Consider the following 11,737-nt stretch of genomic DNA (forward strand, 5'->3'; position numbering starts at 1 on the left):
GCGAAAAGTTACCGGAAAATCTGAGATCCATGCCCGATACCTATTGCGCTCGGACACGCGGGCAGATTTAGTCGGGCTTCACATTGCATTGTCGGGCACGGTACAAATGAATTGTCAGCGTGCCGTACGAAGGGACCGATATTCGTGGCGCAGAAGGTCGTGGTCACGCTCTTTGACGACATCGACGGCTCGGAAGCGGCGGAAACGATCGCCTTCGGACTCGACGGCAAGTCGTACGAGATCGACCTGAATCCAGCCAATGCCAAGAAACTGCGTAAGGCGCTCGCGCCGTACGTGGAGGCCGGCCGCAAGCGGTCGAAGTCCGGCAAGACCTACCGGCAGACGGAGGTCGCTCCCGACCCGGCCGCCGTGCGCGCCTGGGCCCAGGCCAACAAGATGGACGTCCCGGCCCGCGGCCGCATCCCCAAGAAGGTCTACGAGGCGTTCAGCGCGGCCCAGTGAGCCCGGCCCGACGCCCGGTCACCGGCCCCTCGGCAGAACCGACTTGCGCTGCACCCCTCCTGGTCAGTTAGAGTCTGGAGCACGCCGAGGGGCGAGGCCGAAAGGCCCGGCTCACGGAGTACTTGCGGGTGTAGTTCAGTAGTAGAACATCCCCCTTCCAGGGGGAAGGCGCAGTGTGCAATTCCTGTCACCCGCTCTGCACCACCGGTCCGAACCACTGTTGTGGATCAGGTAGGCTGGTGCTCGCGCCGATCGGTGGGAGCCGGTCGGAAGCAATGCGGACGTAGCTCAGTTGGTAGAGCGCAACCTTGCCAAGGTTGAGGTCGCGAGTTCGAGCCTCGTCGTCCGCTCGGGAGTAAGGCCCCGGTCCTCACGGATCGGGGTCTTTTTCGTGTGCGCGCGTTCGCGGCCACCTTCTGACATTTGTCATGCCGAGCGATGACACCGCGCACTGCCGGCCGCCCCGGACCGCCGGGACGCTGAAGTCATGAACACGAACGAACACGAACACGTGATTGAGGTTACCGACCTGCGGCGTGTGTACGGGGGCGGGTTCGAGGCGGTGCGCGGCATCTCGTTCTCCGTCGGCCGCGGCGAGGTCTTCGCACTGCTGGGCACCAATGGCGCGGGCAAGACGTCCACCGTCGAACTGCTGGAGGGGCTCGCCCGCCCGGCCGGGGGCCGGGTGCGCGTCCTCGGCCACGACCCCTACGAGGAGCGGGCCGCCGTACGCCCGAGGACCGGCGTGATGCTCCAGGAGGGCGGCTTCCCCTCGGAGCTGACCGTCGCGGAGACCACCCGCATGTGGGGCGGGTGTGTGAGCGGGGCGCGCCCCGAGGACGAGGCGCTGGCACTCGTCGGGCTGACGGGCAGGTCCGGCGTACGGGTCAAGCAGCTGTCCGGGGGCGAACGGCGCCGCCTGGACCTGGCGCTCGCGCTGCTCGGCCGGCCCGAAGTGCTGTTCCTGGACGAACCCACCACCGGCCTTGACGCCGAAGGGCGCCGGGACACCTGGGAGTTGGTGCGTGCCCTGCGCGACGGCGGCACGACCGTGCTGCTGACCACGCACTACCTGGAGGAGGCCGAGGGCCTCGCCGACCGGCTCGCGATTCTGCACGAGGGGAGCGTCGCGGCCACCGGCACCCCGCTGGAGGTGACCGCACGCCAGCCCTCGCGGATCTCGTTCCGGCTGCCCGAGGGCTACTTCCTCGGCGATCTGCCGCCGCTCGCCGAACTGGGGGTGTGCGGGCACGAGGTGGACGGCGGCCTCGTACGGCTGCGGACCCGGGAGCTGCAGCGGACCGCCACCGGGCTGCTGGTGTGGGCCGAGCGGGCGGGGGTGGAGCTGCACGGGCTCGATGTGCGCCCGGCCTCGCTGGAGGAGGCGTTCCTCGGGATCGCGCGCGAGCGGGCGGTGGCGGCATGAGCGCCCTCGTTCCCGCTCCCACCGGGCGCCGCCTCAAGGCGCTGGCCCGCGCGGAACTCACCCTGCTCGGCCGCAACCGGGGCGCACTGGTCACAGCGCTGCTCGTGCCGCTCGCGCTGCCGTTCAGCGTGCGGCCCGCCGTCGACCGCATCGACCTCGAGGCCCAGGGACTGAGCATCGGCACGGTGATGCTGACGGCCGCGATCGGCTTCTCCTTCCTCTTCGCCGTCTACACCTCCCTGGTCAGCGCCTACGTCGCCCGGCGCGAGGAACTCGTCCTCAAGCGGCTGCGCACCGGCGAGCTCGGCGACGCCGAGATCCTCACGGGCACCGCACTGCCCGCCGTCAGCGTCGGCTTCGCCCAGGCCCTCGTGCTCGGGGTCGGCTGTGCGGTGCTGCTGGACGCGGGGGCGCCCCGGGCCGCGTATCTGACCGTCCTCGGCCTTGTGGCGGGCCTGGTGCTGTGCGCCGCGCTCGCCGCGGTCACCGCCACCCTCACCAGGACCGTGGAGAGCGCCCAGGTCACCGCGCTGCCGCTGGTGCTCGTGTCCATGGTGGGCTCAGGGATCGCCGTCCCCACGGAGGTCATGCCCGACACGCTGGCCCGCGTCTGCGAACTCCTGCCGCTCTCCCCGGCGATCCAGCTCGTCCGCGGCGGCTGGACCGGGCAGCTCAGCGGCTACGAGGTGCTCGTCGCCGTCGCGACCACGGTGGCCTGGACCGGGCTCGCGGTGTTTGCTGTACGGCGGTGGTTCCGGTGGGAACCGCGGCGCTGACGGACGGGGAGAGCGTGGTGTTCGGGCGGATTCGGGGCTGGCAGCGGCGTCACTGGGGCGAGCGGAGCAAGGCGGAACGGGTCGAGTTCCAGACCGTGCTGACCTGGTACACCACCACCTGGTTCTTCACCCTGAGCTGGCTGGCGCTGCCGCTGGTGGGCGCCCTGGAGCGGCAGCCCGCGCCCCTGGCCGTCGGCGGGCTGCTCCTGCTGGTGGGCGCGCTGCAGTGCGCGGAGGCCAACCGGCTCACCCGGCCCGTCCTCGACCGCTATCTGGGCCGCGCCGAACTCCCGCCCGGGGCGCTGCGCCCGGCCGCCGTCCTGCTGGGGCTCGCGCTGGCGCTGACCCTGGTGCTCGCCCTGCTGGACGGCGCCGGACCGGTCGCCGTCCGGCTCGCGGTGGGCGCCTCGCTGCTGCCCTTCGGGGTGCTGTACGGACTCATCACGCCCGTGCGGGTGTTCCTGCGGCAGTCGGCCGTGCTCGCCCTGGCGCTCATGTTCGCCTTCGGCTGGACCGACCCCGCACCGGGCCCGATCGCCATGCTCGGGGTCCTGACCGTGTTCGGGGCGCTGTTCTCGCTGCTGGCCTGCCGGTGCGGCGCCTGGACGCTGTCCGTGCTGTGGGAGGCGGAACGGTCCCGCGAGGTCGAGGCCCGGCTCGCCGTCGCCGAGGAACGGCTGCGGTTCGGGCGGGACCTGCACGATGTGATGGGCCGCAACCTGGCCGTCATCGCGCTCAAGAGCGAACTCGCGGTGCAACTGGCACGGCGCGGGCGGCCCGAGGCCGTGGAGCAGATGATCGAGGTGCAGCGCATCGCGCAGGAGTCGCAGCGCGAGGTACGGGCCGTCGTACGGGGCTACCGCGAGGTCGACCTCGCGGTCGAACTCAGCGGCGCCCAGGGGGTGTTGAGCGCGGCCGGGATCGAGTGCGCGGTGCGCGGGGAGAGCGGCGGGCTGGGCATGGAGGTGCAGTCGGCGCTGGGGTGGGTGGTGCGGGAGGCCACGACCAACGTGCTGCGCCACGGGGATGCCGCGCAATGTGACATTGCACTGGCCCGCGACGAGCGGCACGTGACCCTGACCGTCGAGAACAACGGCGCCCGCGACCTCGCGCCCGGCCGCGGGTCCGGACTGGCCGGGCTGCGCGAACGGCTGTCGGCGGTGGGCGGCACGCTGGAGGCGGGGCCGGCCGGCGGGGATGTGTTCCGAGTGGTGGCCGAAGTGCCGCTGAGCGTGAGAGAGGTCACGGCATGACCGCCGACGTACGACTGCTGCTCGCCGACGACGAGCACCTCATCCGGGGTGCGCTCGCCGCCCTGCTCGCACTGGAGGACGACCTCGTGATCGTCGCCGAGGCGGCGAGCGGGCCGGAGGCGCTGGCCATGGCACGGGCGCACCAGCCGGACGTGGCCGTACTGGATCTGCAGATGCCGGGCGCCGACGGTGTGAAGGTCGCCACATCCCTGCGGACCGAACTGCCCGACTGCCAGGTGCTGATCGTCACCAGTCACGGCCGCCCCGGACACCTGAAGCGGGCGCTCGCGGCAGGAGTGCGCGGCTTCGTCCCGAAGACGGTGAGCGCGCAGCGGCTCGCGGAGATCATCCGCACGGTGCATGCCGGGAACCGTTACGTCGACCCCGAGTTGGCCGCCGACGCCATCGCATCCGGCGACTCCCCGTTGACCGCGCGGGAGGCCGAGGTGCTGGAACTGGCAGCCGACGGTGCGCCCGTCGCGGAGATCGCCGACCGGGCCGCGCTGTCCCAGGGGACCGTACGCAACTATCTGTCGTCCGCCGCCACCAAGCTCGGGGCGGAGAACCGGCACGCGGCGGTGCGGCTCGCCCGCGAGCGCGGTTGGGTATAGTTGCTTCCGCGCCACGGCGCACTGCGGACGTAGCTCAGTTGGTAGAGCGCAACCTTGCCAAGGTTGAGGTCGCGAGTTCGAACCTCGTCGTCCGCTCCATGGAAAAGCCCCCGGTCCCGGCCGGGGGCTTTCGCTTTACGAGCCCGTGTCACGACCAGCTGGTGCCCGTCAGACGCTCGTACGCCTCCACGTACTTGGCGCGCGTCGCGTCCACGACCTCCTGCGGCAGCTGCGGCGGCGGCTGCTCGCTTTTGCGGTCCCAGCCGGAGGCGGGCGAGGTCAGCCAGTCGCGCACGAACTGCTTGTCGTACGACGGCTGCGCGTGCCCCGGCTCCCACTGGTCGGCCGGCCAGAAGCGGGAGGAGTCCGGGGTGAGGACCTCGTCCGCGATGACCAGGTCCTCGCCGTCGAAGCCGAACTCGAACTTGGTGTCGGCGAGGATGATGCCGCGGTCGCGGGCGATGTCGCGGGCGCGGGAGTACACGGCGAGGGTGGCCTGCCGCAGCTGGGCCGCGGTGTCGGCGCCGACCTGGCGCGCGACCTCCTCGTAGGAGACGTTCTCGTCGTGCTCGCCCACGGCCGCCTTGGTGGCCGGGGTGAAGATCGGGGCGGGCAGCTCGCTGCCGTCGACCAGGCCCTCGGGAAGGGCGAGGCCGCAGACCGTGCGGGACTCGTCGTACTCGACGAGCCCGGAGCCGGTGAGATAGCCGCGGGCCACGCACTCGACCGGGACCATCTGCAGCGACTTGCAGACCGTGGTGCGCCCCGCCCAGTCGGCGGGGGCGCCGGGGGGCAGCTCGGTACTCAGGACGTGGTGGGGGACCAGGTCGGCGAGCTGGTCGAACCACCACAGGGAGAGCTGCGTGAGGATGCGGCCCTTGTCGGGGATCTCGGTGGGCAGCACCCAGTCGTAGGCGGACATGCGGTCGCTGGCGACCATCACGAGGTCGCCGGCCTCGTTCTGGTACAGCTCGCGCACCTTGCCGGTGTGCAGGTGCACCAGGCCCGGAACCTGAATCGGTTCGGGCTTTTCTACGAATCCGGACACGGTTCCTCCCCGTGGTGATGTCCAAGAAACTCGATTCTCCCTTATGCCGGAGATCGGTCGGGGCGGGGGTGACCGGGCTCAGGGCGCTGACGTGGGCCTACGTGAGCTCAGTCACGTTTGCAGATGCGGTCCAGGAGGTTCGCCGTGGCCCGCTGGACCCGCTCGTCGACGTGGCCGGGGCGGTCCAGGGCCGGGGACCAGGCGAACGTCCCGGAAGCGAACACCAGGGCGCCGGAGGGGGCGCGGTACAGGGACGTCTCCTGGTGGCGCCGGGCGCCCTCGGCGTCGGTGTACGGCGAGTGGGCGAGCAGGATGCGCTCCTCGTGCTCGGGCAGCGGGGCGCGCGGGAAGTAGCGGTCGGCCTCGCCCGCGACCAGCTCCTCGATCGCGTCGCCCTCACCGGCACCGGTCGCCTCCCACAGCCAGTGCCCGGCGTTGCGGACGATCAGGGGGTGCGGCTCGGGGACCCGGCCCGCGTACTGGATGCCCACCAGCTCCTGTTCCGGCCGGTCGATCTCGCGCCACAGCACGGGCCGCCCCGGGCCCCTGCGCTTGCGGCAGGTGAGCAGCCGGTCGGGGACGCCGGACGGGGACGGGGCCAACTCGACCTGCCAGTACAGGGTGTTGGCGGACAGGAAGACGAGCGAGGTGCCGTGCTCGCGGGCCCGTTCGACGCTACGGCGCATGGTGGGCGACCAGTACTCGTCGTGCCCCGGGAAGACCAGGCCGCGGTAGCGGGTGGGGTCGACCCGGCCCGCGTGCAGGTCACGGGCGTCGGCGTAGGCGATGTCGTAGCCGTAGCGCTCGGCCCAGCGGATGAAGTCGTAGGCGTGGCCGACGTGGAGGGGCAGGCCCGCGCCGGCGTACGGGCGGTCGAAGGACACCGTCGTCGCCGCCTCGGACTCGCCCAGCAGCCGACCCTGTTCGTCCCAGGCGTGATAGAGACTCGCGCCGGTACGGCCGTCCTCCGGATAGAGGTTGTACGCCTGCCACGTCACGTCGGGCAGCAGGAGCAGCAGGTCGGCCGGATTGCTGTCGCGGACCGTAAAGGGGATGTGGGAGCGGTAGCCGTCGGCCGTGGTCAGGACGGCGACATAGGCTCCGATGCTCCAGTACGACGGGATCTGCAGCCGCCAGGACAGCCACCAGTGGTGGCAGGAGACCGTACGGTCGGCCGCGAGCGGCGGGGGCTGGACGATGCCGGGGAGACGGGGGCTGGTGGTGATCTTGGCCGCGCCGTCGCCGCCGTAGTGACCGATGCGGTAGATGTCGACGGCGAACTCCTGCGGCGGGTCGACCGTGATGTGGAAGTCGACGGCCTCGCCGGGAGCGACCGCGCCGGTGGAGATGAAGCCCTTGATCTGACGGTGGACATCGTCCGCGGAACGGGGGCCGCCGGAGGAGCGGGGGGCCGGGACGCGGGGGGTGCGGGTCGCATGCGGGGCGTGGAGAGTGGGGGTGGCGTGGGCGGCATGGGCGCTCGGGTGGCCGTCCGCGGCCGGCGGCTGGGGTGGGTCCACGTACCAGGGGATCATCTGGCCGGTGTCGCTGAAGTACGTCTCCCCGCCGCGGAGCCAGGGGAGCGGGCCCTGACCGAAGGGGTCGGTCACGGCGTGCGCCAGCGCTCCGGATTCCCAGCGGCGGATCTGTTCCGACCCCATGGTCGCTCCCCTCGATCCCCCGTGATCGCGTCTGGTCGCGTCTCGTGTGCCACTAGCCCTTGCCCTGGGCCCGATCGGTCCCAGCACATCACATTGCGCACCCATGCGGTCACTATTCGTTGCGAATTGGCCGAAAGTGGAATGTGGTGCTCCGCTACGCCGCTGCTTGTGCGTCCTGCGTCCTGCGTCCTGCGTGTGCGTCACACGAGGCGGACGGGCTTCTCGGGTCGTATGCCGGATTCGCGCAGCCAGGTGCGCAAGGGGGCCGCGTCGCCGTCCTCCACGAGGCTGAGAACACGGGGGCTCAGATCGGTCGCCCGCTCGCCGTTGACGATGAGGGACGGGCCGTCGAGCCAGTCGAGCCCGGGGGAGGCGCCCGCGGTGTCCATGGCGGCACAGCAGACCATCGCGGTGACGTGGTCGGCCAGCAACTCGCGTGCGGTGCGCGGGGGTTGGAGCGGAAAGAGGGGGAGCGCCGCGTCGTCCCAGAGGGCGGTGGCGGGGGTGGTGCGCTCGGCGGGGGCGTCTGTGGCTCCCTCGCGGGCGAGTTCGGCGGTGATACCTGCGGCGAGGGTGGCGGAGCGGGGGTTGTTGGGGGGTGGGTCGTCGGTATCGGCGTTGGTGTCGGTTTCTGCGGGGGGTTCGGCTTTTGCTTCGGCTTCGGCCTCTGCTGGGGCTTCACCCTCTGCTTGGGCTTTGGCTTCGGCCTCGCGTCGAGGGGTCGAGAGGTGGTCCAGGATTCTGGCCAGGGTCGGGCCGTCCACAGCGGGGGCGGACGGGTCCGTGGTCCGGGTGACGCCCAGGGTGTCCAGGACCCGGTGGAGCCGGGCGGCGTCGGTGCGCCATTTGCGGTCGACGATCTCGTCCGGGTACTCGTCCCAGTTCACCGGCGCCCAGTCGGGGCCGGGGGCCGCGGGGCCGCCGTGGAAGAGGCGGGCGGCGAGGAGGGAGGCCGCTTCGTCCACCGTCCCCGGTTCTTCGAGCAGATCGCAGGCGGGCCGCTCACCCAGCCGGGAGGCGAACCCCTCGGCCAGTCGGTCGCGGCGAGAGAGCTCGGTGAGGGCGGCCACGACTCCCACGTCAAGGCGGGAGGGCCAGCGGCCCATCCGCCAGGCGGGCAGCGCGACACGGGTCAGCAGCCGGTCCCAGCCCGCGTACGCCAGGCCCACCTGCTCCTGGGCCACGATCCGCAGGCCGTAGTCCACAGCCTGTGCACGCTCGGACGCGGCCGCCGCGACGCCCCGCTCCATCTGGGTCGCGTGCTCCTGGCAGCTGCGCAGCAGCAGCCGGGCCACCCGGCCGACGCCCGCGCACACCAGGCGGGTCAGCGGGCAGCGCCCGGGTGTCGAGGCGACGGCCACCGCGGCGTCCAGACCGCGCACGAAGCGGCGGGCCGCGGCTATGTCGGGATGCGCCGAGGGGCCCGTACCGGCGACGACCGGGGCGAGCACCGCCCGCAGCTCGCCGACCCGCATCCACCACAGGAAGGGGGAGCCGATGACGAGGACCGGGGCCGCGGTGCCGCGGCGGCGCGGGGCATGTGCGCCCGCCAGCTCGTCGTGGCGGTCCTCGGACGGGGGCGGGCCGTGGGCCGGGTGGGTGCGGTCCTCGAGCCAGCTGTCGCAGTCCGGGGTGAGCGCTATCGCCGAGGGCGCGGGGACGGCGAGCCGGTCGGCGAGGTCGCGCACCAAGCGGTACAGATCCGGGGCCGACTCCTCGGCGATCGGGACCGTCGGGCTCACGGCGGGACGCGCACGGGCGACGATCAGGGCTATCGCACAGGCGGCGAGCAGCACGAGCACGGCGACAGGGATCACGACCCAGCGGGCCACGTTCCAGCCGGGTCCCACCAGATGGTTCGTGGAGGCGCCGGCCAGCAGCACGACCGCTACGGCCGCGGGCAGCAAGGCCACGGCCAGTGCCCTGCTGCGGATGCGCAGCACGGCAAGAGCCCTCGAACGCGCCGCCTGCGCGCCCGCCTCCACACCCATTCCGCTACCGGTCATGACCGGACCTCACCCCCTCCCCCGCTGTTCTGGATGCCCAGCTGTCCTGGATGTCCAGGTCCAGCTGTCCTGGCGTTGCTCACTCCCCCACTGTGGCACCCGTCACTGACATCGCAATGCCGGTGGGCCAAGTGCCGGACCGCTTGCGCCGCACCATAGTTGGGGCCCCGGTGCCCGTCAGCCGGATGGGGGATCGGTCACTCGATGGAATGGCTTTGGTCAGAGGTGGGTGACGGACAGCGAAGATCAGGCCCGTGTTCTTGACTTCGGTTCGACAAATCCGGAGGGCGTCAGAATTGGTTCTTGGAACGGCAGCAGGCCCCCGATTCAAGACGGATCCGGGGCCTGCGGGGTTCCGGGGATATGGCGGGATAGGGGTCGGCGCTCAGGCGCCCGCCGCCTTCGCCGCGATGTCCGTACGGTGCTGGGAGCCGTCCAGGCGGATGCGTGCGACGGCCTTGTACGCGCGGTTGCGGGCCTCGGTCAGGTCCGCGCCGGTGGCAGTGACAGACAGCACGCGGCCGCCGGCGCTGACGATCGCGTCGCCGTCGCGCCGGGTGCCGGCGTGCAGCACGTACGCGTGCGGGGCGTCCTCGGCGGCCACCTCGTCGAGGCCGGTGATGGGGTCGCCGGTGCGCGGGGTGCCGGGGTAGTTGTGCGAGGCGACGACCACGGTGACCGCGGCGTCGTCGCTCCAGCGCAGGGGCGCGAGGTCGTCGAGGGTGCCGTTCGCGGCGGCGAGCAGGACGCCGGCCAGCGGGGTCTTCAGGCGGGCGAGGACCACCTGGGTCTCGGGGTCGCCGAAACGGGCGTTGAACTCGATGACCCGTACACCCCGCGAGGTGATCGCGAGACCGGCGTAGAGCAGGCCGGAGAACGGGGTGCCGCGGCGGCGCATCTCGTCCACGGTGGGCTGCAGAACGGTCTGCAGGACCTCCTCGACCAGCTTCGGGTCGGCCCACGGCAGCGGGGAGTACGCGCCCATGCCGCCGGTGTTCGGGCCCTCATCCCCGTCGAGCGCCCGCTTGAAGTCCTGGGCCGGCTGGAGCGGGACGACGGTCTCGCCGTCCGTGATGGCGAAGAGGGAGACCTCGGGACCGTCGAGGAACTCCTCGATGACGACGCGCTCGCAGGCTTCGGCGTGCGCCTTCGCCGCCTCGATGTCGTCGGTGACGACGACGCCCTTGCCGGCGGCCAGGCCGTCGTCCTTGACCACGTAGGGGGCGCCGAAGGCATCGAGGGCCGTGTCGACCTCGGCGGGGGTCGTGCAGACGTAGGAGCGCGCGGTGGGGACTCCCGCCCCCGCCATGACGTCCTTCGCGAAGGCCTTGGAGCCCTCGATCCGCGCGGCCTCCTTGCCGGGGCCGAACGCCGGGATGCCCGCCTCGCGCACCGCGTCGGCGACACCGGCGACGAGCGGCGCCTCCGGGCCCACGACCACCAGGTCGGCGCCGAGTTCGGTGGCCAGCGCGGACACGGCCTTGCCGTCCAGCGCGTCGACCTGGTGCAGCTCGGCGACCTCGGCGATGCCGGCGTTGCCGGGGGCGCAGTGCAGCGCGGTGACGCCGGGGTCGAGGGACAGGGAATGGCACAGGGCGTGTTCGCGGGCGCCGCTACCGATGACGAGGACCTTCACGGGGGCCAGCCTAGCTGGCGTTCCTGCCGAGGTCCGGGGGGTGGGTTTGTTGTGGGTTTCTCCAAGGAGGGGCTGGAGTTTCCAGCGCCCGTCCCCTTTTGTTCGTTTGCCCTTTTGTCCTTTTGCGAGCTCCCCTACTCGTTCGTGAACTCCTCGACCACCGTCGCCCCGAGCTCCCGCACGATCAGTTCGTGGCCGGAGAGCGCTGATTCGTTGAGGTCGGGGTCGTCGTCCTCGGGGATGTCGTCCTCGATGGAGACCGGTGGTGGCTCCGGGGCGGCGGACCTGGGCGCGGAGGTCTCGGTGTACGGGGCCGACGGTGCCGGGGAGGGGGATGCGGGCGCCGGGGAGGAGGCGGGCGCGGACGCGGGTCGCTGCGCGGGCGCACCGCCGTAACCGCCGGGGGCTCCGCTGCCGTAGCCGCCGGGGGTTCCGCCGTAGCCGCCGTTGGACGGGGCGGACGGTGCGGGGGCCGAGCCGCCGGAGGGGTCGACGATCGCCTCGACCTTCCACTGCACGTTGAACTGCTCGGACAGCGCCTGGCGCAGGACGTCCTCGCTGCCGCTGCTGGCGAAGTTGTCGCGGGCGCCCGCGTTGACGAAGCCCAGTTGGAGGGTCGTGCCGTCGAAGCCGGTCACCTGGGCGTTCTGGCTGAGCAGGATCCAGGTGAAGCGTCGGCGGTTCTTGACCGCCTCCAGGATGTTCGGCCAGAGCATGCGGGGGTCGGGGCCGCCGCTGGGGGGCGGGGCGGATACGGGCGCCGGTGCCTGAGGGGCGGCGGGGGCGGGCGTCGCGGGCGCGGATGAGGGTGCTGCGGGCGCGGGTGAGGGTGCTGCGACGGGCGGGCGGCCACCGCCC

General features: G+C 72.1%; 9 protein-coding genes, 3 tRNA genes and 1 pseudogene. 8 read left to right on the plus strand and 5 right to left on the minus strand.

What is annotated here, in order from left to right; all coding sequences use genetic code 11:
- Window positions 1-144 precede the first annotated feature (144 nt).
- From JYK17_RS31080 to JYK17_RS31115, 8 genes are all read left to right on the plus strand, one after another.
- Entirely contained in the window at window positions 145-462 is a 318-nt protein-coding gene (locus JYK17_RS31080; protein WP_108015702.1) for a histone-like nucleoid-structuring protein Lsr2, read from the plus strand.
- Between the two features lie 124 nt (window positions 463-586).
- Window positions 587-658 (plus strand) — tRNA-Gly (locus JYK17_RS31085).
- An 81-nt stretch (window positions 659-739) separates the two neighbouring features.
- Window positions 740-812, plus strand: a tRNA-Gly gene (locus JYK17_RS31090).
- 137 nt (window positions 813-949) lie between these two features.
- Window positions 950-1,888 (plus strand): ABC transporter ATP-binding protein, encoded by a 939-nt coding sequence (locus JYK17_RS31095; RefSeq protein WP_108015701.1) that lies wholly within the window; start codon window positions 950-952, stop codon window positions 1,886-1,888.
- On the plus strand, window positions 1,885-2,664 hold the full coding sequence (locus tag JYK17_RS31100) for an ABC transporter permease (RefSeq protein WP_222811660.1): 780 nt from the start codon (window positions 1,885-1,887) through the stop codon (window positions 2,662-2,664). The genes JYK17_RS31095 and JYK17_RS31100 overlap by 4 nt, the downstream gene beginning before the upstream one ends.
- Complete coding sequence (locus JYK17_RS31105; RefSeq protein WP_222811661.1) at window positions 2,646-3,917, plus strand: sensor histidine kinase; 1,272 nt, start codon at window positions 2,646-2,648, stop codon at window positions 3,915-3,917. Before JYK17_RS31100 ends, JYK17_RS31105 begins: the two co-directional genes overlap by 19 nt.
- Window positions 3,914-4,528 carry a response regulator transcription factor gene (locus JYK17_RS31110; protein WP_108015698.1) on the plus strand — a complete coding sequence of 205 codons (615 nt, stop codon included), beginning with the start codon at window positions 3,914-3,916 and terminating at the stop codon, window positions 4,526-4,528. The genes JYK17_RS31105 and JYK17_RS31110 overlap by 4 nt, the downstream gene beginning before the upstream one ends.
- Before the next feature lie 23 nt (window positions 4,529-4,551).
- Window positions 4,552-4,627, plus strand: a tRNA-Gly gene (locus tag JYK17_RS31115).
- 49 nt (window positions 4,628-4,676) lie between these two features.
- Here JYK17_RS31115 and JYK17_RS31120 read toward each other — a convergent pair.
- The 5 genes and pseudogenes from JYK17_RS31120 to JYK17_RS31140 all read right to left on the minus strand — a co-directional run.
- Complete coding sequence (locus JYK17_RS31120) at window positions 4,677-5,576, minus strand: phosphoribosylaminoimidazolesuccinocarboxamide synthase (protein WP_128802330.1); 900 nt, start codon at window positions 5,574-5,576, stop codon at window positions 4,677-4,679.
- 107 nt (window positions 5,577-5,683) lie between these two features.
- On the minus strand, window positions 5,684-7,237 hold the full coding sequence (locus JYK17_RS31125; RefSeq protein ID WP_222811662.1) for a N,N-dimethylformamidase beta subunit family domain-containing protein: 1,554 nt from the start codon (window positions 7,235-7,237) through the stop codon (window positions 5,684-5,686).
- 200 nt (window positions 7,238-7,437) lie between these two features.
- Window positions 7,438-9,243, minus strand: a complete 1,806-nt coding sequence (locus tag JYK17_RS31130) for a M48 family metalloprotease (RefSeq protein ID WP_222811664.1) — start codon at window positions 9,241-9,243, stop codon at window positions 7,438-7,440.
- Between the two features lie 385 nt (window positions 9,244-9,628).
- Window positions 9,629-10,879, minus strand: coding sequence for a phosphoribosylamine--glycine ligase (purD, locus tag JYK17_RS31135; protein ID WP_222811665.1), 1,251 nt, complete (start codon window positions 10,877-10,879; stop codon window positions 9,629-9,631).
- 134 nt (window positions 10,880-11,013) lie between these two features.
- A pseudogene (locus JYK17_RS31140) lies at window positions 11,014-11,737 on the minus strand (DNA polymerase III subunit gamma and tau); the annotation flags it as partial.

This window comes from Streptomyces plumbidurans (assembly GCF_019857225.1).
GTDB classification, from domain to species: domain Bacteria; phylum Actinomycetota; class Actinomycetes; order Streptomycetales; family Streptomycetaceae; genus Streptomyces; species Streptomyces plumbidurans.